This window comes from Mycobacterium sp. NGS62 (genome assembly GCF_059812285.1).
The window spans coordinates 111,023-131,297 of the sequence record NZ_JCALCK010000010.1 but is presented as its reverse complement, the minus strand read 5'-3'; the positions used below and the strand labels follow the sequence as shown (position 1 = coordinate 131,297).

Below are 20,275 nucleotides of genomic sequence, written 5' to 3'. Positions count from 1 at the left end.
GGCGATGAAGTCACCGATTGACCTTTCGCCGCTGGCCTGGCTGGACGCACACGCCGACCGGCGCCGGGATGCCGGGCTGCGGCGCTCGCTGCGGCCGCGCCCACCGGTCGCCACCGAACTAGACCTGGCATCCAACGACTATTTGGGTCTCTCGCAGCATCCGGCCGTCATCGAGGGCGGCGTGCAGGCGCTGCGCATCTGGGGCACCGGCGCGACGGGATCGCGGCTGGTCACCGGCGACACCGAGCTGCACCAGGAATTGGAGGCGGCACTCGCCGAATTCACTGGTGCCGCAGCGGCGTTGGTGTTCTCTTCGGGATATACCGCCAACCTGGGTGCGGTCGTCGGGTTGTCCGGCCCGGGTTCGCTGCTGGTGTCCGACGCCCACTCCCACGCCTCGCTGGTCGACGCGTGCCGGTTGTCGCGGGCCCGGGTGCAGGTGACGCCGCACCGCGACGTCGGTGCCGTGGCGGCAGCGCTGGCGTCGCGCGACGAAGAGCGTGCCGTGGTCGTCACCGACTCGGTGTTTTCCGCCGACGGGGCGCTGGCGCCGGTGCGAGAACTGCACGAGGTGTGCCGCCGGCACGGTGCGCTGCTGATTGTCGACGAAGCTCACGGTCTCGGGGTGCGCGGCACCGGCGGGCGGGGGCTGTTGCACGAGCTCGGCCTGGCCGGTGCGCCTGACGTGGTGATGACGACCACGCTGTCCAAAGCGCTCGGCAGTCAAGGCGGCGCGGTACTCGGTTCGGCGGCCGTGCGTGATCACCTGATCGACGCCGCCCGGCCGTTCATTTTCGACACGGGGCTCGCGCCGGCGGCAGTCGGCGCCGCGCTGGCGGCGTTGCGGGTGCTGGGAGCCGAGCCGTGGCGGCCGCGAGCGGTGCTCACCCACGCCCGCACCCTGGCCGAGATCTGCGCAGTACCAGTGGAGCCCGCGTCGGCGGTGGTGTCGGTGATTCTGGGCGACCCGGAGGTGGCGTTGGCCGCGGCGGCCGCCTGTCTGGACGCCGGTGTGCGGGTGGGATGTTTCCGGCCTCCGACCGTGCCCGCCGGGACATCTCGGCTGCGGCTGACCGCCCGGGCGTCACTCGACGCCGACGAGCTCGGGCTGGCTCACACCGTGTTGACCGACGTGCTGTCACGCCGTTGACGGTCCTGGCCGTCACCGGGACCGGGACCGGGGTCGGAAAGACGGTGGCGACCGCGGCGCTGGCTTCCCATGCGCGGCAGGCCGGCGTGGACGTCGCGGTGTGCAAACCGGTGCAGACTGGCACCGACGTCGGTGATGACGACCTCGCCGAGGTAACCCGATTGTCCGCGGTCGATGAGGTGGCCGGACTGGCGCGCTATCCGCAGCCCATGGCACCGGTGGCCGCTGCCGAGCAGGCCGGAATGAGTTTGCCCACCCGCGATGAGGTGCTGGCTATGGTCGGTGGCGTCGATAAACCGGGGCGGTTGACTCTGGTCGAAGGCGCCGGCGGGTTGCTGGTCGAACTCGGTCAGGACGGATTCACGCTACGGGACATCGCGGCCGACCTTGGCGCTGCGGTGCTGGTGGTGGCCACTGCCGAGCTGGGCACCCTCAACCACACCGCGTTGACGTTGGAAGCGCTTGCTGCGCAAGGCATTTCATGCGCAGGGCTGGTGATCGGCAGCTGGCCGGCGCACCCGTCGGCGGTGCAGACTTCCAACCGGCGCGCGCTGAAGCAGCTGGCGCCGGTGCGGGCAGTGCTACCCGCCGGGGCAGGATCGATGGACCCCGCAGAGTTCGCCGCGACGAGTGCGCACGCCTTCGACCGGCATTGGGTGACCACACTGGTCGGCTGATGGTTCATTCGATCGAGCTGGTCTTCGACGCCGACACCGACGCGGCGATCCGTCGCATCTGGGCCGAGCTGGCCGACGCCGGGATACCCAGCCAAGCGCCGGCGGCCCGCCCGCACGTGACGATGGTCGTCGCCCAGCACATCGTGCCGGAAACGGATGCGCTGCTGAGCGCGGTCGTCGACCGGCTGCCGCTGAGCTGCGCGGTGGGGGCGTCGTTACTGTTCGGCAGGTCCACCGCCGTGCTGGCGCGGCTGGTGGTGCCCACCGCTGACCTACTGGCGCTGCACGCCGAGGTCCACCGACTGTGCCGGCCGCATCTGCGGCCCGCGCCGATGCCCAACAGCTTGCCCGGTCAGTGGACCCCGCACGTCACACTGGCCCGTCGCGTCGGCGGTGGCCAACTGGGCCGGGCGTTGCGCATCGGGGGGCGACCGACGCAGATCGAGGGCAGCTTCGCTGCACTGCGCCGCTGGGACGGCAACAAGCGTGCGGAGTATCTACTATCCGCCGAACAACAGATATAGACCGGTGAAGGTGTAGCCGACCATGACCAGCATCATGGTGAGCTGGCCGGTGAGTTGATAGCCGGTCGGCAGCAGCCGTAATGCCTTGTCGTGCGCCGCAATTACCGCCACGATGTGCCCGGTGACCACGCAGGACACCTTGATCACCGCCAGCACTGTGGGATGCAGAGACAACACATAGGCGACGTGCAGGTGCGCCAGCCCGAGCAGATTCCAGCCGTGACCCAGCGGATCAGCCAACGCGAAGATGGCCTGTTGGCCGCGCTCCACCAGGTAGGACAGGTAGTGGGCGAAGATGTAGCCCACCACAATCGGGATCAGCGAGTGCGCCATCTGCCCGGGCAACGCCCGGCGCTGCTCACGGTCAACCCCACCGGTTGCCCGCGCCGCCAATGAAAAGGTCAGCGCCACAACGGCGATGAACACAAGCAACCCGATGGTACGCAGCGCTGACGACGACAGCGTCACCGGCAAGCCGTGGGCGTCATGGGTGAGCCGGTCGGCGAAGCTGCGCCACGTCGGCGACGCGGAGTAACTATCGAACGCCGTCGACCCGAGCAACACCGCCAGCACCGCGACCACGCCCGGCCGAACCGGCAATGACGGCAGATGATCGAACGGATTGCCGACCACGATTTTGCCGGTATCGGGGTTCCGGCGAAACGGTGAAAGCCGGGACACTGCCATGCTGTAGACGCCGAACGGGTCGGCCCGGGCCAACCAGCGTTGCCCGCACAGCCACGCCCCGACCAACAGCACCACGGCGTAGATCAGCAACCAGGTTGTGACCATCGGCAGCGACGCGGGATTCGGGCTGGCGAGTTCCATCCACACAAAAGCGAACAGCCCCACCGCAGCGGGGTGATAGCCCCAGCTTTCCGGATAGGAAAGCCGCGGACCACGAAGCCGCGCCGGGATGATGCGGATCAGCAACAGATACAGCGTGCGCACCGGCGAGATCACCCGCCATACCGGCCCGAACAGCACCGAAAGCGCCACCAAACCGACCCACAGCAACACGTAGAACACCCCGAGCAAGGCGTTGGCCTGCGTCTGTGGACCCCCCAGCCCGGCCATCAGGACCCATGCCGCAAACACCAGCGCCACCGCGGCTACTGTCCAGCGGGTGAGACGCGCGTCCACCAGCGTGGTCAGTGCGGTCGGCAACGGGCGGCCGGGCTTGAGTGGGTCGAATCGTGGCTGCCGCCAAGCGAATGCGACCAGCGCGAAGGTGAAGGTCAATGCCCACGCCGCTCCGACCATCGCATAGGCGTAGGGAACGGGAAGGTCGCTCGAGCCGCCCAGCCCGTGCGCCAGAATGTCGGCTCGCGCCAGAATCACGGACGGACTTGGATTGTCGCGACTGTGCGGTCCAGGTGATGCAGTTCGACGTCGACATTGCCCGGCACGTCGACGCTGAATTGGAACGTCTGGTCCGGGGCGGCCGCGATCGGGAATTCGTGATCGGGTACCGAGTGCACGTGTAGTTCGTCGGTGGCATCGCTGGTGACGTGGAAGGTGATCTGTTCTTTGACTTTGGCTTGCAGCGTGGCGTTGGTCGGAGTCACCTTGCCGTCGGCGATGGTGACTTTGACTTCGAGTCCGGACGGCGAGCTTGCGCTGTCCGTGTTTTGATTACCTCCGCACCCGGTCAGCCCCGAAACCAGCACCACCACAACAGCTATCGCAAGCATAGCGCGAGATATCATGTGCACCAATCTATTCCGGCTATGCCGCCCGTGGGGGTGAATGCTTCGCCGCCGCCTCCTCCGGCTGTCCGGGCTCGTTGTCGGCCGCGTTGATGCGGCCTGCGCCCCAGGTCAGGCCCGCGATCACCATCAGGGTGAAGATCAGTACGACGATCCCGCCGGCGGTGAACAACCATGCCGGTACGGCTGGGTCGCGTTCGCGCTGCAGGATCGTGACTTCGAGCACGAACGGGCGGGTGCTGGTGGCCAACGCGGGAATCTCCGGTGCGGGAATCGCGTCGTCAGCCGGGGCCCAGATCGGCACCGCCGTCATCGTGTAGCCGTCTTGGACGCGCAGCAACGTCTTCCAGGATCCCCACACCGGAACGGGCTTGGTGGACTTGTAGTGCCCGGGCCCGACCCGTTCGAGCGAATCGATGAACAGGCCGCGATGATGTTCCATTCGGCCCTGCCAGGACAGGATCGTGAGCCAGTCCGGGTGGTCACTGACCAGGTTGGGCGGATTGATCTGCACGTCCGCCGACACCATTCGTTGTCCAGGTGGGCTGGGCAAATCGGTGAGCGCGATCGTGGCGGTGTCCTGTTGCGGCACCCGGATATGCAAGCCGTTGGCTACCGCGCCGCCGAGCACCAGCACGGTGACTACTACGGTAGCGATACCGATCGCCCGGCCCGGCAGGCGTTGGCCGGTCAGCACCATGCCGAACATCGCCGCGCAGATCCCGGTCAGCACCGCCGCCGGCACAGCCATGGCCAGCGCTGCGCCCCACATGGTGACCGGCCACGGGTAGTGGTACACCGCGCCGATCCACAGCGACTCCAGCCACAGCCCGACGGTTCCCACACCCAGACCGGCGACGGCGCCGAACAGAATCGGCCGTCGGATCAGCGGAGTGAGGCCCAGCAACTCGACAACCACCGCCGGACCCAGATACAGCGGGAACCAGTTGATCGGGGCACCCAGGATCGGACCGACCAGCACCGCCACGCCGGCACGCAACGCAATCGCGAACAGGGCCGCGATTATTGCCGCGCCCCGTCCCATCGTCAGCCGCGCCGCGATGGTGCCGATCGCTGCTGCGGCGGCGATCAGCATCGGCTGGAACACCAGCCGGAACTGTGGGACACCGAAATCGAACTCGATCTGATAGACCGACATGCCGATCAGCAATCCGCCGAACGACAAGTAGCGCAGGAATTTGATGAACCGGCGCTCCTCTGTTGCGAAAGCACCTTGTTCGGGCGTGTCCGGTAATGCCCGTCCGCCTTCGTATTCCAGCATCAGCACCGCGAACAGAGAGAACCCCGCGCCGCCGATCATCATCAAATGCGTTGGGCCCCAGAGCGTAACATCCTGGCCGAAGATGCGATGCCAAATATCGTCGAGGGGAAAACCGATCAGCGCATACAGACCGCAGCCGGCCATCAGCAAGCCGCCAATGGGGGCGTACCAGTCGTGGGTGATGCGCATCGCCGCCGGTCCCGGTTTCTCGAACGGCATCACGACCGCCAACATGCCGGCCAGGAAGATCCCGAACAGGCCGATGATGATGAAGTAGTGCGCGGGGTTGGCCAACGGGCCGGGGTCACGGCCGTTGCCGATATGCCAGCTGACATCCCAGATAAAGCCGAACAGGGCGCAGATGATCGAGGTGGTGAACACCAGAACTGGTAGGGCGACCCAGGAGGGACGATCGAACTTCTGACCCAGCCGCTCGCCGACACGGGTCAGCCAACTGATCCGGTGCGTCCGGTGCGCGTAGCCGCCCCACAGCATCAGCAGGGCTATCACCGCCGCAGCGATTGCGAGACCGATCACCTGGCCGATGCCGGCACCGCCGGCAGGGGCCTCTGCGAGAAACGCTGATTGCACCGCTATCTCCTCCCAATTGCGCCGGGCCGCCCCGGGAGAACTGATCGCCGATACCCAACTGACCTCAGAGTAGGTTGCCGCTGCGTCGTTAATTGAAACTTCGGCTAATCCGGCAGCAGCCGGTCACTCCGGCTTGTCGTCGGCCTGCGGCCGGCCGCCGGGTTGTGCCCGGCGCCTGTCTCGCAGCGCGACGTAGAGCACGACACCGACAACGATCACCGCCGGCAGAAACGCAGGTAGTGCCAGCAGCAGGTAATGATGCGCCACGTAGTCGACGTGCGAAGCGCTTAGTGTCGTCATGCTCCCGGCGATTCTGAACTTCGCGGCGAGCAGGCATCTCTCGCCCTACCGCCCAAGCTACCCCGACGGTACGGCGGGCTTACCGCGGCGCGATGGCACCGACCATGTCGGGCAATACCCGCCCGGTCGCCGACTGGCCCGCTATGCCGTCGATGAGCAACCGCAGCCCGAAGTCGAATCCGCTGCCGGGGTCCGCTGATGGCTCGATCACCGACTGCGCCTCGGGCACCGCGCCGGCGGCGTCCCACTGCATGCGGGACTGCTCGTCGGCGGTGGCTCCCAGTACGTAGTAGACGATGGTGCGGGCGGCCAACTCGGACTGTTCAGGGCCGAGCCCCGCTTCGGCGGCCGCATCGGCCAGCACCACCAGCAGGTGGTTGACTCCGCGGGATTGTCCGGCGGCAAAGCTCGCCGAGACCAGTTCAGCGCCATCGGTGTGGGAGAGCAGTGCATCGCGCATTCGTGAGCACACGGTGCGCACCCGGCGGCGCCAATCGACATCGGCGCCGAGACCGGCAGCGATGTCGGCCGGCCGCAATACGTGGTCGGCGACGGCGCCGAGCAGCCGCTGCTTGTCGGGAAAATGCCAGTACAGCGCGCCCGGCGTGATGCCCAGTTCACGTGCCAGCCGACGCATCGTCAGATCGGCGATCCCGTACTGGTCGAGGATCGCGGCGGCGGCTTCGACGACGTCACGTTTGTGCAGCTGCACGCCGCTAGCCTAACCTGAACACCGTTCAAGTAAGGCAGCGACGGGAGTACTTGGTGACCCAGGCGGCGACGCGACCGACCACCGATGCCGGCAGTACGGACATCCTCACCGTCGCGCGACAGCAGGTGCTGACGCGCGGCGAGGGCCTGAGCCAGGACCAGGTGCTGCAAGTGCTGCAGCTGCCCGACGACCGGCTCGAGGAGCTGCTGGCGCTGGCCCACGAGGTGCGGATGGCCTGGTGCGGGCCCGAGGTCGAGGTCGAGGGCATCATCAGCCTGAAAACCGGTGGCTGCCCGGAAGACTGCCATTTCTGCTCGCAGTCAGGGCTGTTCGCCTCGCCGGTACGCAGCGCCTGGCTGGATATTCCGAGCCTGGTCGAGGCGGCCAAGCAAACGGCCAAGACCGGCGCCACCGAGTTCTGCATTGTCGCCGCGGTACGTGGACCCGACGAGCGCCTGCTCGCGCAGGTGGCCGCCGGCATCGAGGCGATCCGCAACGAGGTCGACATTCAGATCGCCTGCTCGCTGGGGATGTTGACGCAGGAGCAGGTGGACCGGCTGTCGGCGATGGGCGTCCACCGCTACAACCACAACCTGGAGACCGCCCGCTCGCATTTCCCCAACGTCGTCACCACGCACACCTGGGAAGAGCGTTGGGACACATTGTCGATGGTGCGCGAGGCCGGCATGGAGGTGTGCTGCGGCGGCATCCTCGGGATGGGGGAGACGCTCGAGCAGCGCGCGGAGTTCGCCGCCAATCTGGCCGACCTCGACCCCGACGAGGTACCGCTGAACTTCCTGAACCCGCGGCCCGGCACCCCGTTCGGCGAGCTGGAGGTGCTGCCGGCCGCCGACGCGTTGAGAGCCGTCGCCGCCTTCCGGCTGGCGCTGCCGCGCACCATGCTGCGCTTCGCCGGGGGCCGGGAGATCACGCTCGGCGATCTGGGCGCCAAACAGGGCATCCTGGGCGGCATCAACGCGGTGATCGTCGGGAACTACCTGACCACGCTGGGCCGTCCGGCCGAGGCCGACCTGGAACTGCTCGACGATCTGCAGATGCCGATCAAGGCGCTCAACGCCAGCCTGTGATGGTCGTCGATCTGCCCGGTCCGATCGGGGCCGGCGTCTATAACGTCTACACCGGAGCAAAGGCAGGCACCTCGGTACCCACCGCGGCCCAGCTGGGGTTGGAGCCGCCGCGGTTCTGTGCCGAATGCGGCCGCCGAATGGTGGTGCAGGTCCGTCCCGACGGTTGGTGGGCGAAGTGTTCACGACACGGCGTGGTGGATTCGGCCGAGCTGGACGGGCAGCGGTGAGCGAACCCGCCGGTCTGCCGGCCGCGGCGCCCCGCACCTCGCGACGACGGGCAGTCATCGCCGTAGTGGTCGGCTTGCTGGTGACCGGAGTGCTGACCGGTGCGCTGTGGGCGTGGTTGGCCCCGGCCATCCACGGCGTGGTGGCGCTGACCCACGACGGGGATCGGGTGCACGACTACCTCGGCAACGAATCCGACCACTTCTTCGTCGCCGCGTTCCTGATGCTCGGACTGTTGAATGTGGTCGCCGTGCTGGCGGCGGTGCTGTTATGGCAGTGGCGGGCACACCGCGGCCCGGGCATGGTCGGCGCGCTGTGTATCGGTGTGCTGGGCGCTGCGGCGGCGGCGACGACGGCAGGCGCGCTGCTGGTGCACACCCACTATGGCGCAACGGATTTCGCTGCCGCTCCGGTGACCGAACAGCACCGGGTGTATTACTTCACCGAGGCGCCGCCGGTGTTCTTCGGCCAGGCGCCGCTACAAATCGCGTGCACCCTGCTGCTCCCTGTTGCCACCGTCGCGCTGGTCTATGCCGTGCTGGCCGCCGCGACTGCGCGTGACGACCTCGGCGGCTATCCTGCTGTCGAATCCCTGGTGCCCGAGCCGGTCACAGCGGACGCTGGTCCACCGCCCGTCCCGTGATCACCTTCGCCGCGATCACGGCGAGCCGTGCCATGCCGGTGTAGGTGGCCGGATTGAACATGGTCGGCCACTTGGTCCTGGCCCGACGAGTATTCAACGGGCGGCGCGCGAAGCGGTCCTGCAACCAGCGCAGTGTCATCGGCGCCGACAGTGGATGCAGCAGCAGATGTTCGCAGAACGCGTCGCGGTGGTAGGTGACGTCGGCGCCGCCGGCCGAATAAGCATCGGCCAGTGCGTCAATGTCGTCGACGTTGATGATGTAGTCGTGCACGGCCTGCACGATCAGCACGGGCGGCGTCGGCACCGTGGTGCCCAGCTTGATGTTGTCGAAGACCTTCTGGACCTCCGGCATGTCCAGGACCTCGCCGAGCGGCCGGTCGAGGAAGTCGCCCATGTCTTTGCGCGCCATCCGGAGCACGGCGCCCACCGTCGTCATCGTCTCCAGCCGGCATAGCAGCGCGCGGCCTTCATCACTGGCGTGCTCTTTGATCACCCGGTCCAGATCGGGGTAGATGTGCGCAAGCGCGGCCACGACCAGGGCGGGCAAACCGGAAAAGAGACCGCCGTTGAGCTTGCGGAAGGTGTTGCCCAGATCGCCGACGGGCGACCCGAGCACGGCCCCGGCAATGTCGAGTTCGGGTGCGTAATCGGCGCAGACCTCGGTCGCCCAGGCGGTCGCCAGGCCGCCGCCGGAGTATCCCCAGAGTCCGACCGGCGCCGACGGGGACAGCCCCACGCGCTCCGAGCTCAGCGCGGCCCGGACCCCGTCGAGCACGCAATAGCCCGGCTCATACGGCGCGCCCCACCAGCCGTGTGGCCCCTCGTGGTCGGGCACCGAGACCGCCCAGCCTTCGGCAAGGGCTGCGTTGACCAGCAGGAACTCCAGCTGCGCAAACGAGCCGACGGCGTTGGCGTGGCGGCGCAGCGCATAGGACGGGAAACAACGGGAGGACACCGAGTCGATCGCGCACTGATAGGACAGCAGCGGGCAGACCTGGCCTGGCTTGAGGTCGGCGGGCACGATCACGGTCGTCACCGTGGTCTGCGGATCGCCGTTGCGGTCCGTGGTCCGGTACAGCAGCTGGGTGGCGGTGATGGGCTGGCGGATCAGACCCAGAAACGCCAGTTCGACGTCGCGGGACCGCAGCACGGTCCCCGGCAGGGCGTGCTCGAAGCCTGGTGGCGGCTGGTAGAACGGGTCCTTCGACGGCAGGACGGGGCGTGCCTTGGGTTGCAACTGTTCATGCTGGGGGCGGCCGATCCATTCGGCGCCGGTCGATGTCGTCGCGAGGCTGCCAATGTCCATCGGGGCATTGTTACTTAAGAAGGCCTTAAGAATCCAGTCGACTCGCTTAAGTCATGCCCGGCGGCCGCAGCGCGGCAAACTGGTCGGTGACCCGCAGCTGCGAGTCGGTGAAGCGGTACAGCGCCGCCGGACGCCCGCCGCTGCGCCCGGATTGCGCGATGGTGCCGGTCTGGGTGATGACGCCGCGGCGGGCCAGCACCCGCTGCAGGTTGGTGGCATCGACCTGATAGCCCAGTGCGGCGCTGTAGATGTCGCGAAGTGTCGAGACAGCGAATTCCCTTGGCGCCAGCGCGAATCCGATGTTCGTATAGGACATCTTGGCCACCAGCCGAGCCCGGGCATGGTCGACCATCGGCCCGTGGTCGAACGCCATGGCCGGAAGCTTGGCCGCCGGATGCCAGCGGGTGTCCGGCGGCAGCTCCGGGGTGGCGGGGGAGGGCACCAAGCCCAAAAAAGTCGACGCAATGGTGCGGGTGCGCGGCACCCGTGCTGGGTCGGAGAACACAGCGAGTTGCTCCAAGTGAGCGACTTCACGCAGGTCAACCTTGTCGGCCAGCTGTCGTCGAACCGAGGTCGTCATGTCCTCGTCGTGGCGCAGCCGCCCGCCGGGTAGCGACCACGCACCCCGCTCCGGGTCACGGGCCCGTTCCCACAGCAGCACGTTGAGCTGGGGTTTCCCCGATTCAAGCCCGCGAACCTGGAACACGACAGCGAGCACCTCATGCTCGGTGCTAGTATGAACCACGTTTTCGATTGTAAGACGAAAACCTGATCGGGGCGAAACGATGACGGAAATCCTGAATCGCACGGAAGCGCTGGGCGACGAACTGCTCGCGCGTATCACCGACTCACCCACCGGTTACTCCGGCGTGGACGCCGACGAACTGTGGGTCGCAGAGATCCGCCGGCTGGCCGAGTTGCGTGGCGCGACGATCTTGGCGCACAACTATCAATTGCCGGCGATCCAGGACATCGCCGACCACGTCGGTGACTCGTTGGCGCTGTCGCGAGTCGCCGCCGAGGCGCCCGAAGACACCATCGTGTTCTGCGGTGTGCACTTCATGGCCGAGACGGCCAAGATCCTCAGCCCCGACAAGACCGTTCTGATCCCCGACCAGCGGGCCGGCTGCTCACTGGCGGATTCGATCACTCCCGAGGACTTGCGGGCCTGGAAGGACGACCATCCGGACGCCGCCGTCGTCTCCTATGTCAATACCAGTGCCGCGGTGAAAGCGCTCACCGACATCTGCTGCACTTCGTCGAATGCCGTGGACGTGGTGGCGTCGATAGATCCGGGTCGCGAGGTGCTGTTCTGCCCCGACCAGTTCCTCGGCGCCCACGTGCGTCGGGTGACCGGTCGCCAGAACATGCACGTGTGGGCCGGCGAATGCCACGTGCACGCGGGGATCAACGGCGACGAGCTGGCCGACCAGGCCCGCGAGCATCCTGACGCGGAACTGTTCGTCCACCCCGAATGTGGTTGCGCCACTTCGGCTCTGTATCTGGCCGGTGAGGGCGCATTTCCGGAAGAGCGGGTGAAGATCTTGTCCACCGGCGGCATGCTCGACGCCGCGCGAACCACCGGGGCTCGTCAGGTGCTGGTCGCTACCGAGGTGGGGATGTTGTACCAACTGCGCAATGCGGCCCCACAGGTCGATTTCCAGGCGGTCAACGACCGCGCGTCGTGCAAGTTCATGAAGATGATCACCCCGGCGGCGCTGCTGCGCTGTTTGGTCGAGGGCGCCGACGACGTTCACGTCGACCCCGAAACAGCGCGGCTGGCACGGCAAAGCGTGCAACGGATGATCGCCATCGGCCAGCCCGGCGGCGGCGAATGATCACTCAACCGGCCTGGCAGCAGCGCGCCGATGTTGTCGTCATCGGCACCGGGGTCGCGGGCCTGGCCGCCGCGCTGGCCGCCCAACGGGCCGGCAGGCGTGTCGTGGTGCTGTCCAAGGCCGGCCGCACGCCCGGCGTCACCGCCACGCACTACGCACAGGGCGGAATCGCGGTGGTGCTGCCGGAGACCGGGGATTCGGTGGCAGCCCACGTCGCCGATACCCTGGCCGCCGGAGCGGGCCTGTGCGATCCCGATGCCGTGGCCTCGATCGTCGCCGACGGCTACCGGGCGGTGTCCGAATTGGTCGGCAACGGTGCGCAATTCGACGAATCACAACCGGGACAGTGGGCGCTGACCCGGGAAGGCGGACATTCGCGCCGGCGCATCGTGCATGCCGGCGGTGACGCGACCGGCGCCGAGGTGCAACGGGTGCTCGACCATGCGGCGCGCGTGCTGGACATCCGCACCAACCACGCGGTCCTGCGAGTGCTGCACGACGACTCATATGTGACCGGGGTGCTGATCGCCAACGCCGACGGTCCCGGCATCATTCACGCGCCGTCGGTGATCCTGGCCACCGGCGGCTTGGGGCATCTCTACGCCGCGACGACCAACCCCGACGGCTCCACCGGGGATGGCATTGCGCTGGCACTGTGGGCCGGCGTGGCGGTCAGCGACATCGAGTTCATCCAGTTCCACCCGACGATGCTGTTCGACGGTCACAGCGGCGGGCGCCGACCCCTGGTCACCGAGGCCATTCGCGGTGAGGGCGCGGTATTGCTTGACGCCCAGGGTGATTCGATAACCGCAGGTGTGCATCCAATGGGGGATCTGGCGCCGCGCGACGTCGTCGCCGCCGCGATCGACGCCCGGCTACGCGCCACCGGCGACCCGTGTGTCTATCTCGACGCTCGCGCCATCGCCGGCTTCGAGACCCGCTTCCCGACCGTGACCGCCGCATGCCGGGCCGCCGGCATCGACCCGGTGCGGCAACCGATTCCGGTCGTTCCCGGCGCGCACTACAGCTGCGGCGGTGTCGTCACCGATGTCGACGGGCTTACCGAACTTCCCGGGCTGTTCGCGGCCGGTGAGGTGGCGCGAACCGGGATGCACGGCGCTAACCGGCTGGCGTCCAACAGCCTGCTGGAAGGCTTGGTCGTCGGGGGCCGGGCCGGAAGAGCAGCGGCCGCGCATGCGGTGGCAGTCGGGCCGCCGCTCGCTCAGCTGCCCGCGTTACCAGTCGCTACGGCAGTGGCGCGCAACGTCTTACAGGGCGCGATGACCCGTGACGCCTCGGTGGTCCGCGACGCCGCCGGCCTGCACCGGCTGGCCGACACACTTTCGGCCGCACCGGTGCGCAGTCTGATGGACCGCGTCGATCTCGAAGACGTCGCGTTGACTGTGACCGCCCGCGCGGTGGCCGCGGCCGCGTTGGCCCGCGAGGAGAGCCGCGGCTGCCATCACCGCGCCGAATATCCCCAGGCTGCTGTTAGCGAGGCGCGCAGCGTCGTCGTCCGGTTGTCCGAGGACAACGCAGTGCACGCCGCGGCGCTGGCTGCGGTGTGCTGATGGCCCTCTCGGGGTGCGAGGTGGCCGAGACGCGCGCCACGATCGGCCGGGCGCTCGACGAAGACCTCCGCTACGGGCCGGACATCACCACGTTGGCGACGGTGCCGGAAGGGGCGATGGCCACCGCATCGCTGATCACCCGCGAGGCTGGCGTGATCGCCGGTGTGGACGTCGCGCTGCTGGTGCTCGACGAGGTGCTGGGCCCCGACGGTTATCGGGTGATCGACCGTGTCGAGGACGGGGCCCGACTGCAGCCGGGCGCGTCGCTGTTGACGGTCGAGGCTCTCACGCTCGGCTTGCTCACTGCCGAGCGGACCATGCTCAATCTGGTATGCCATCTGTCCGGCATCGCGACCACGACCGCCGCCTGGGTCGACGCCGTGCACGGCACCGGGGCGAAGATCCGCGATACCCGTAAGACGCTGCCCGGTCTGCGCGCGCTGCAGAAGTACGCGGTCCGAGTGGGCGGTGGTGTCAACCATCGGATGGGGCTCGGCGATGCGGCGTTGATCAAGGACAACCACGTCGCGGCGGCCGGTTCGGTGGTCGCGGCGCTGCGTGCCGTGCGGGCAGCTGCGCCCGATCTGCCGTGCGAAGTCGAGGTCGACTCGCTCGAGCAGCTCGACCAGATACTGGCCGAGGAACCGGAATTGGTGCTGCTGGACAACTTCCCGGTCTGGCAGACCCAAACGGCGGTGCAACGGCGTAACGCCCATGCGCCGGCGGTCAAGCTGGAGTCATCCGGTGGGCTGTCGCTGGACAATGCGGCCGCCTATGCCGGAACCGGCGTGGACTACCTCGCGGTCGGCGCGCTCACCCATTCGGTGCGCGTGCTCGACGTCGGACTGGATATGTAACAGCGTCGCGAAACAGCAGCCTGGGTCGTGATTCGTCCGGGGACGCAGCCTTGGCTGCTGTCTGGCGGCTATGGCTCAAGCGATGTCGGCGACGAGGACCGCCACCCGGCGCCCTTGCACACGAGCCAGCCAGGGCAGCCCGTCGCCGCCGCTGCCGGGGTGCAGGATCCGCGGGTTGGTGACGTGCACCTCACGCCGGGAGATCCGCACCTCGGCCTCACCGGCGGCCAGCACGTTTTTCACCCAATCGGCCTTGCCATGGCCCAGCGCGATGGCCAGCAGGTTGCCTTTGCGGTAGGTGGTGACGACGGTTTCGTACGGCTTACCGGACTTGCGACCTCGGTGTTTGATGATCGAGGTACCGGGCAGGAATCGCGCGACCTTCTTCACCACCGGGTTCATGTATTTGATCTGCAGCCGGTCCAGCCAGGGCGGGAAGATAACCGGCAGCTTCGCGTCGTCGTTCGGGCGGTCGGTGGCGGGCATGGCGGTCACTGTACCGGTCCGATAACCATTTGGCCTGCTCTGGGACAATGGTCAGCGTGAACCTGATGGCCCGCATCGACCTGCGCGGCGCCGACTTGTCCGCCGCCCGGCTGCGCGCCGCGTTGCCGCGCGGTGGCGCCGACGTCGACGCTGTGCTGCCGACCGTGCGCCCGATCGTCGAAGCGGTCGCCGAGCGGGGCGCCGAGGCCGCGCTGGACTTCGGCGAGTCCTTCGACGGGGTTCGACCGGCGGCGATACGCGTGCCGGCCGCCGAGTTGGACGCGGCGCTGGCCGGCCTGTCGGCCGAGGTCCGCGACGCGCTGCAGGTGGCGATCGACCGCGCCCGCGCCGTACACGCTGATCAGCGGCGCGCCGATCACACCACCACCTTGGGCCCGGGCGCGACGGTCACCGAGCGCTGGGTTCCCGTCGAGCGCGTCGGCCTGTACGTACCCGGCGGCAACGCGGTGTACCCGTCGAGCGTGGTGATGAACGTGGTGCCGGCGCAGGCCGCCGGCGTCGGGTCGCTGGTGGTAGCCAGCCCGCCGCAAGCCGCGTACGACGGCCTTCCGCACCCGACGATCTTGGCCGCCGCCCGGCTGCTCGGCGTCGACGAGGTGTGGGCCGTCGGCGGAGCGCAGGCGGTGGCCCTGTTGGCCTATGGCGGCGTCGACGCCGACGGTGCCGAGCTGGCACCCGTCGACATGGTCACCGGCCCGGGCAACATCTACGTCACCGCGGCCAAGCGGCTCTGCCGCTCCCGGGTGGGCATCGATGCCGAGGCCGGGCCGACCGAGATCGCCATCCTCGCCGACCACACCGCCGACTCGGCACACGTCGCCGCTGACCTGATCAGCCAAGCCGAGCACGACGAGATGGCCGCCAGTGTGCTGGTCACGCCGAGCGCCACGCTGGCCGACGCCACCGACGCCGAGCTGGCAAGCCAGCTGCAGACCACCGTGCACCGGGAGCGGGTGACCGCCGCGCTGCGCGGGCCACAATCGGCGATCATCCTGGTCGACGACCTCGACGCCGGTATCCGCGCCGTGAATGCCTACGCCGCCGAGCACCTGGAGATCCAGACCGAGGACCCGGGCGCCGTTGCGGCCCGGATCCGTTCGGCCGGGGCAATTTTCGTCGGGCCGTGGTCGCCGGTCAGCCTCGGCGATTACTGCGCAGGCTCCAACCACGTGTTGCCGACCGCAGGCTGTGCCCGACACTCCAGCGGCCTGTCGGTGCAGACCTTTCTGCGTGGTATCCACGTCGTCGACTACACCGAGGCGGCGCTCAAAGACGTGTCGGGCCACGTCATCACGTTGGCCAAAGCCGAGGATCTGCCCGCCCACGGCGAGGCGGTCCGCCGGAGGTTCGAGCGATGAGCCGAAAGCCGGTGACACTCGAGGACTTACCGCTGCGTGAGGATCTGCGCGGCAAGTCACCGTACGGCGCACCGCAGTTGGCGGTACCGGTGCGGCTGAACACCAACGAAAACCCCCACCCGCCCACCCGGGCGCTGGTCGACGACGTCGTGCAGTCGGTGCGCGACGCCGCCGCCGACCTGCACCGTTATCCCGACCGCGACGCGGTGGCACTGCGCAGAGACCTGGCCGGTTACCTGACCGCACAGACCGGCGTCCAGCTGAGTGTTGAAAACCTTTGGGCCGCCAATGGTTCCAACGAAATCCTGCAGCAGCTGCTCCAGGCGTTCGGCGGGCCAGGCAGAAGCGCGATCGGATTTGTCCCGTCGTATTCGATGCACCCGATCATCGCCGATGGCACTCGCACGGAATGGGTCGAGACGGTGCGGGCACATGACTTCAGCCTCGACATCGAGGCCGCCGTCGGCGCGGTGATCGAGCGCCGACCCGATGTGGTTTTCATCGCCAGCCCCAATAACCCCTCCGGGCAGAGTGTTTCACCCTCAGAGCTGCGACAGCTGTTGGACGTCGTGCCGGGCATAGTGATTCTGGACGAGGCCTACGGCGAATTCTCGTCGCAGGCCAGCGCGATCCAGCTGGTGGATGAGTATCCGACCAAGTTGATCGTCACCCGCACCATGAGCAAGGCCTTCGCCTTTGCCGGTGGGCGGCTGGGATATCTGATCGCCACCCCGGCGGTGATCGAGGCGATGTTGTTGGTGCGGTTGCCCTACCACCTGTCGTCGCTGACCCAGGCCGCGGCGCGAGCGGCGTTGCGACACGCCGACGACACGCTGGGCAGTGTCGCCACCCTGATCGCCGAACGCGAACGAGTATCAGCCGCGTTGAGCAGCTTAGGTTTTCAGGTGGTGCCCAGCGACGCGAATTTCGTGTTGTTTGGGCAGTTCGCCGACGCGCCCACCGCCTGGCAGCGTTACCTCGATGCCGGCGTGCTGATTCGCGACGTCGGCATCCCCGGCTATCTGCGGGTCACCACCGGGCTGGCCGAGGAGAACGACATCTTCTTGGAGGCCAGCGCGTTGATCGCTGCCACCGAATTGGCCCAGCCCCTACCCAGCCCCTAGGAGCCTCATGACCCAGAACCGCTACGCGCGTGTGGAACGCAGCACCAAAGAATGCGACATCGTCGTCGAACTCGACCTCGACGGCACCGGCCAGGTTCAGATCGACACCGGTATCCCGTTTTACGACCACATGCTGACCGCGCTGGGCAGCCACGCCAGCTTCGATCTGACGGTGCGAGCCAAGGGTGATGTCGAGATCGAGGCACACCACACCATCGAGGACACCGCCATTGTGCTCGGGCAAGCGTTAGGCCAAGCTCTCGGCGACAAGAACGGCATCCGCCGGTTTGGGGACGCCTTTATCCCGATGGACGAGGCGCTGGCCCACGCCGCTGTCGACGTATCCGGGCGGCCCTACTGCGTGCACACCGGCGAGCCGGATCACCTGCGGCACTTCACCATCGCCGGCAACACCGTGCCCTATCACACCGTGGTCAACCGGCATGTGTTCGAGACGCTGGCCAACAACGCCCGTATCGCGTTGCACATTCGTGTCCTGTATGGCCGCGACCCGCACCACATCACCGAGGCCGAGTACAAAGCTGTCGCCCGAGCGTTGCGTCAAGCCGTCGAGCCCGACCCGCGGGTCTCAGGGGTGCCATCCACCAAAGGCGCCTTGTGACAACAAAATCAGTAGTCGTCCTCGACTACGGGTCGGGCAATCTGCGGTCGGCGCAGCGTGCGCTGCAACGGGTCGGTGCCTCGGTGGAGGTGACCTCCGATCTGAACGCGGCCGCAACCGCCGACGGGCTGGTGGTACCCGGCGTCGGCGCGTTCGAGGCATGCATGACCGGGCTGCGGGGGATCGGAGGCGAACGGGTCATCGCGGAACGCGTCGCGGCCGGCCGCCCCGTCTTGGGTGTCTGCGTCGGTATGCAGATCCTGTTCGCCCGTGGTATCGAATTCGGGGTCGAAACCAACGGCTGCGGGCAATGGCCCGGTGTTGTCACCCGACTCGACGCCCCGGTGATCCCGCACATGGGCTGGAACACGGTGGCTGCCGCACCGGGTAGCGCACTGTTCAAAGGGTTCAGCGCCGACGACCGGTTCTATTTCGTACACTCCTACGCCGCCCAGTGCTGGACGGGTGAAGCCGATGCGCTGCTGACCTGGGCCACCCATCAGGTACCGTTTCTGGCCGCCGTCGAGGACGGACCGCTGGCCGCCACCCAATTCCACCCGGAAAAGAGCGGGGATGCCGGGGCAGCCCTGCTCAGCAACTGGATCGAAGGACTATGACCAATACTTTCGCGCCGCGGGAGGCACTGTGCTGACGTTGTTACCGGCTGTCGATGTTGTCGACGGCCGCGCGGTGCGCTTGGTGCAAGGACGCGCAGGCAGCGAAACCGAATACGGCTCGGCCATCGACGCCGCGCTGGGTTGGCAGCGCGACGGGGCCGAGTGGGTGCACCTGGTCGACCTCGACGCCGCCTTCGGTCGCGGATCCAACCGCGAACTCCTTGCCGAGGTTGTCGGCAAGCTCGACGTGCATGTCGAACTGTCCGGCGGTATCCGCGACGACGACTCGCTGTCCGCCGCGCTGGCCACCGGTTGCGCCCGGGTCAACCTCGGCACCGCGGCCCTGGAAAACCCGAAGTGGTGCGCTGCGGTAATCGCCGAACATGGCGACAAAGTTGCCGTCGGCCTGGATGTGCAAATCATCGATGGCGCGCACCGGCTGCGCGGACGCGGTTGGGAAACCGACGGCGGCGACTTATGGGATGTGTTGGAACGCCTTGACCGCGAAGGGTGTTCACGCTTTGTCGTCACTGACGTCACTAAGGACGGCACGTTGACCGGGCCGAACCTGGACTTGCTGCGTTCGGTGGCTCACCGCACCGATGCCCCGGTGATCGCCTCCGGCGGGGTGTCAAGCCTCGACGATCTGCGTGCCATCGCCACGCTCGCCGACAGCGGAGTCGAGGGTGCCATCGTCGGAAAGGCTCTGTACGCAGGGCGTTTCACGTTGCCGCAGGCTCTGGCGGCGGTCCGCGAATGACCGTGGATACCAAGGACCTCGATGCGTTGGTGGCCGAAGCGGCGGCGGTCCTCGACGCCGCCGCCGAACCCTTTCTGCAAGGCCACCGCGCCGACTCCGCGGTGGCCAAAAAGGGAGACGACTTCGCCACCAAAGTCGACCTGGCTATCGAACGCCAGGTCGTCGACGCCTTGGTCAAGAACACCGGAATCGAGGTGCATGGCGAAGAGTTCGGCGGTGCGGACCTCGACTCCCCGTGGGTATGGGTACTCGACCCGGTCGACGGCACATTCAACTACGCAGCCGGATCTCCCATGGCGGCCATCCTCCTGGGCCTGTTGCATGACGGTGAACCGGTCGCAGGTCTGACCTGGCTGCCGTTCATCGGGCAGCGCTACACGGCCGTGGTCGGCAGCCCGCTACTCAAAAACGGTGCCCCCCAGCCTCCGCTGCAGCACACCGACCTGACCGATTCGGTGATCGGCATCGGCACGTTCAACGTCGAGTCGCGGGGGCGGTTTCCGGGACGCTACCGCCTCGCGGTGCTGGAGAGTCTGAGCCGGGTGTCGTCGCGGCTGCGCATGCACGGTGCTACCGGCATCGATCTGGCCTACGTCGCCGACGGCATCCTCGGCGGTGCAATCAGTTTCGGTGATCATGTGTGGGACCACGCGGCCGGCGTGGCTTTGGTGCGGGCGGCCGGTGGCATCGTCACCAATCTGGCCGGGGAAGAGTGGACCCCGCAATCGCGGTCAGCGCTGGCGGCCGCACCAGGCGTGCACGCTCAGATGCTCGAGCTGCTGCGGGCCGTTGGCGACCCTGGGAGCTACTGAGC

23 protein-coding genes are annotated in these 20,275 nt (G+C 67.7%); 15 read left to right on the top strand and 8 right to left on the bottom strand.

Annotated features, from left to right (window positions below; translation table 11 throughout):
• Window positions 1–4 precede the first annotated feature (4 nt).
• From AC5Y49_RS20005 to AC5Y49_RS19995, 3 genes are read left to right on the top strand one after another with little or no spacing between them, the layout of a single operon-like run.
• Window positions 5–1,150 (top strand): 8-amino-7-oxononanoate synthase, encoded by a 1,146-nt coding sequence (locus AC5Y49_RS20005; protein ID WP_499890210.1) that lies wholly within the window; start codon window positions 5–7, stop codon window positions 1,148–1,150.
• Entirely contained in the window at window positions 1,147–1,827 is a 681-nt protein-coding gene (gene bioD, locus AC5Y49_RS20000) for a dethiobiotin synthase (protein WP_499890208.1), read from the top strand. Before AC5Y49_RS20005 ends, bioD begins: the two co-directional genes overlap by 4 nt.
• Window positions 1,827–2,351: a 2'-5' RNA ligase family protein gene (locus AC5Y49_RS19995; protein ID WP_499890206.1), complete on the top strand. Its 525-nt coding sequence runs from the start codon at window positions 1,827–1,829 to the stop codon at window positions 2,349–2,351. Before bioD ends, AC5Y49_RS19995 begins: the two co-directional genes overlap by 1 nt.
• Here AC5Y49_RS19995 and AC5Y49_RS19990 read toward each other — a convergent pair.
• From AC5Y49_RS19990 to AC5Y49_RS19970, 5 genes are all read right to left on the bottom strand, one after another.
• The gene (locus tag AC5Y49_RS19990; RefSeq protein WP_499890276.1) at window positions 2,328–3,689 is read right to left on the bottom strand and encodes a hypothetical protein; all 1,362 of its coding nucleotides are present in this window, start codon (window positions 3,687–3,689) and stop codon (window positions 2,328–2,330) included. The genes AC5Y49_RS19995 and AC5Y49_RS19990 overlap by 24 nt on opposite strands.
• A complete protein-coding gene (locus AC5Y49_RS19985; protein WP_499890203.1) occupies window positions 3,689–4,060 on the bottom strand; it encodes a hypothetical protein in 372 nt (123 codons plus the stop codon). The genes AC5Y49_RS19990 and AC5Y49_RS19985 overlap by 1 nt, the downstream gene beginning before the upstream one ends.
• 19 nt (window positions 4,061–4,079) lie before the next feature.
• Window positions 4,080–5,888 (bottom strand): hypothetical protein, encoded by a 1,809-nt coding sequence (locus tag AC5Y49_RS19980; RefSeq protein ID WP_499890272.1) that lies wholly within the window; start codon window positions 5,886–5,888, stop codon window positions 4,080–4,082.
• 168 nt (window positions 5,889–6,056) lie between these two features.
• Complete coding sequence (locus AC5Y49_RS19975) at window positions 6,057–6,233, bottom strand: hypothetical protein (protein ID WP_499890200.1); 177 nt, start codon at window positions 6,231–6,233, stop codon at window positions 6,057–6,059.
• 79 nt (window positions 6,234–6,312) lie between these two features.
• The gene (locus AC5Y49_RS19970) at window positions 6,313–6,945 is read right to left on the bottom strand and encodes a TetR family transcriptional regulator (protein WP_499890198.1); all 633 of its coding nucleotides are present in this window, start codon (window positions 6,943–6,945) and stop codon (window positions 6,313–6,315) included.
• Between the two features lie 53 nt (window positions 6,946–6,998).
• Between AC5Y49_RS19970 and bioB the strand changes: the two genes are divergently transcribed.
• The 3 genes from bioB to AC5Y49_RS19955 are packed head-to-tail and all read left to right on the top strand — an operon-like array spanning window position 6,999 to window position 8,901.
• The gene (gene bioB, locus AC5Y49_RS19965) at window positions 6,999–8,033 is read left to right on the top strand and encodes a biotin synthase BioB (RefSeq protein WP_499890196.1); all 1,035 of its coding nucleotides are present in this window, start codon (window positions 6,999–7,001) and stop codon (window positions 8,031–8,033) included.
• A complete protein-coding gene (bsaP, locus tag AC5Y49_RS19960) occupies window positions 8,033–8,260 on the top strand; it encodes a biotin synthase auxiliary protein BsaP (protein ID WP_499890269.1) in 228 nt (75 codons plus the stop codon). The genes bioB and bsaP overlap by 1 nt, the downstream gene beginning before the upstream one ends.
• Window positions 8,257–8,901: a DUF2567 domain-containing protein gene (locus AC5Y49_RS19955; RefSeq protein WP_499890193.1), complete on the top strand. Its 645-nt coding sequence runs from the start codon at window positions 8,257–8,259 to the stop codon at window positions 8,899–8,901. Before bsaP ends, AC5Y49_RS19955 begins: the two co-directional genes overlap by 4 nt.
• Here the strand turns inward: AC5Y49_RS19955 and AC5Y49_RS19950 are convergent.
• On the bottom strand, window positions 8,867–10,207 hold the full coding sequence (locus tag AC5Y49_RS19950; RefSeq protein ID WP_499890191.1) for a lipase family protein: 1,341 nt from the start codon (window positions 10,205–10,207) through the stop codon (window positions 8,867–8,869). The two genes, AC5Y49_RS19955 and AC5Y49_RS19950, sit on opposite strands and share 35 nt — an antisense overlap.
• Window positions 10,208–10,253: 46 nt before the next feature.
• A complete protein-coding gene (locus AC5Y49_RS19945; protein WP_499890189.1) occupies window positions 10,254–10,952 on the bottom strand; it encodes an NUDIX hydrolase in 699 nt (232 codons plus the stop codon).
• Between the two features lie 40 nt (window positions 10,953–10,992).
• On the opposite strand from AC5Y49_RS19945, the gene nadA reads away from it, so the two are divergent.
• The 3 genes from nadA to nadC are packed head-to-tail and all read left to right on the top strand — an operon-like array spanning window position 10,993 to window position 14,473.
• Window positions 10,993–12,045 carry a quinolinate synthase NadA gene (nadA, locus tag AC5Y49_RS19940; RefSeq protein WP_499890187.1) on the top strand — a complete coding sequence of 351 codons (1,053 nt, stop codon included), beginning with the start codon at window positions 10,993–10,995 and terminating at the stop codon, window positions 12,043–12,045.
• The gene (locus AC5Y49_RS19935; RefSeq protein WP_499890265.1) at window positions 12,045–13,616 is read left to right on the top strand and encodes an L-aspartate oxidase; all 1,572 of its coding nucleotides are present in this window, start codon (window positions 12,045–12,047) and stop codon (window positions 13,614–13,616) included. Before nadA ends, AC5Y49_RS19935 begins: the two co-directional genes overlap by 1 nt.
• The gene (nadC, locus tag AC5Y49_RS19930) at window positions 13,616–14,473 is read left to right on the top strand and encodes a carboxylating nicotinate-nucleotide diphosphorylase (protein ID WP_499890185.1); all 858 of its coding nucleotides are present in this window, start codon (window positions 13,616–13,618) and stop codon (window positions 14,471–14,473) included. Before AC5Y49_RS19935 ends, nadC begins: the two co-directional genes overlap by 1 nt.
• A 75-nt stretch (window positions 14,474–14,548) precedes the next feature.
• Here nadC and AC5Y49_RS19925 read toward each other — a convergent pair whose 3' ends face one another.
• Window positions 14,549–14,959: a nitroreductase family deazaflavin-dependent oxidoreductase gene (locus tag AC5Y49_RS19925; RefSeq protein ID WP_499890183.1), complete on the bottom strand. Its 411-nt coding sequence runs from the start codon at window positions 14,957–14,959 to the stop codon at window positions 14,549–14,551.
• Window positions 14,960–15,021: 62 nt separating this feature from the next.
• Between AC5Y49_RS19925 and hisD the strand changes: the two genes are divergently transcribed.
• Genes hisD through AC5Y49_RS19895 form a run of 6 tightly spaced genes read left to right on the top strand, consistent with a single transcriptional unit; the run spans window position 15,022 to window position 20,273 of the window.
• Window positions 15,022–16,338 (top strand): histidinol dehydrogenase, encoded by a 1,317-nt coding sequence (gene hisD / locus AC5Y49_RS19920; RefSeq protein ID WP_499890261.1) that lies wholly within the window; start codon window positions 15,022–15,024, stop codon window positions 16,336–16,338.
• Window positions 16,335–17,462, top strand: a complete 1,128-nt coding sequence (locus AC5Y49_RS19915; RefSeq protein WP_499890181.1) for a histidinol-phosphate transaminase — start codon at window positions 16,335–16,337, stop codon at window positions 17,460–17,462. Before hisD ends, AC5Y49_RS19915 begins: the two co-directional genes overlap by 4 nt.
• A 7-nt stretch (window positions 17,463–17,469) precedes the next feature.
• Window positions 17,470–18,084, top strand: a complete 615-nt coding sequence (gene hisB / locus AC5Y49_RS19910; protein ID WP_499890179.1) for an imidazoleglycerol-phosphate dehydratase HisB — start codon at window positions 17,470–17,472, stop codon at window positions 18,082–18,084.
• Window positions 18,081–18,701: an imidazole glycerol phosphate synthase subunit HisH gene (gene hisH, locus AC5Y49_RS19905; RefSeq protein ID WP_499890176.1), complete on the top strand. Its 621-nt coding sequence runs from the start codon at window positions 18,081–18,083 to the stop codon at window positions 18,699–18,701. Before hisB ends, hisH begins: the two co-directional genes overlap by 4 nt.
• Window positions 18,702–18,729: 28 nt before the next feature.
• Window positions 18,730–19,461, top strand: coding sequence for a bifunctional 1-(5-phosphoribosyl)-5-((5-phosphoribosylamino)methylideneamino)imidazole-4-carboxamide isomerase/phosphoribosylanthranilate isomerase PriA (gene priA / locus AC5Y49_RS19900; RefSeq protein ID WP_499890174.1), 732 nt, complete (start codon window positions 18,730–18,732; stop codon window positions 19,459–19,461).
• Window positions 19,458–20,273: an inositol monophosphatase family protein gene (locus AC5Y49_RS19895; protein WP_499890171.1), complete on the top strand. Its 816-nt coding sequence runs from the start codon at window positions 19,458–19,460 to the stop codon at window positions 20,271–20,273. Before priA ends, AC5Y49_RS19895 begins: the two co-directional genes overlap by 4 nt.
• The last annotated feature ends 2 nt before the right edge of the window (window positions 20,274–20,275 follow it).

Coding starts and splice junctions, on each gene's coding strand:
- AC5Y49_RS20005 (WP_499890210.1), top strand. CDS start 5: ATGAAGTCACCGATTGACCTTTCGCCGCTGGCCTGGCTGGACGCACAC.
- AC5Y49_RS19995 (WP_499890206.1), top strand. CDS start 1,827: ATGGTTCATTCGATCGAGCTGGTCTTCGACGCCGACACCGACGCGGCG.
- AC5Y49_RS19985 (WP_499890203.1), bottom strand. CDS start 4,060: ATGATATCTCGCGCTATGCTTGCGATAGCTGTTGTGGTGGTGCTGGTT.
- AC5Y49_RS19975 (WP_499890200.1), bottom strand. CDS start 6,233: ATGACGACACTAAGCGCTTCGCACGTCGACTACGTGGCGCATCATTAC.
- bsaP (WP_499890269.1), top strand. CDS start 8,033: ATGGTCGTCGATCTGCCCGGTCCGATCGGGGCCGGCGTCTATAACGTC.
- AC5Y49_RS19950 (WP_499890191.1), bottom strand. CDS start 10,207: ATGGACATTGGCAGCCTCGCGACGACATCGACCGGCGCCGAATGGATC.
- nadA (WP_499890187.1), top strand. CDS start 10,993: ATGACGGAAATCCTGAATCGCACGGAAGCGCTGGGCGACGAACTGCTC.
- nadC (WP_499890185.1), top strand. CDS start 13,616: ATGGCCCTCTCGGGGTGCGAGGTGGCCGAGACGCGCGCCACGATCGGC.
- AC5Y49_RS19925 (WP_499890183.1), bottom strand. CDS start 14,959: ATGCCCGCCACCGACCGCCCGAACGACGACGCGAAGCTGCCGGTTATC.
- AC5Y49_RS19915 (WP_499890181.1), top strand. CDS start 16,335: ATGAGCCGAAAGCCGGTGACACTCGAGGACTTACCGCTGCGTGAGGAT.
- hisB (WP_499890179.1), top strand. CDS start 17,470: ATGACCCAGAACCGCTACGCGCGTGTGGAACGCAGCACCAAAGAATGC.
- AC5Y49_RS19895 (WP_499890171.1), top strand. CDS start 19,458: ATGACCGTGGATACCAAGGACCTCGATGCGTTGGTGGCCGAAGCGGCG.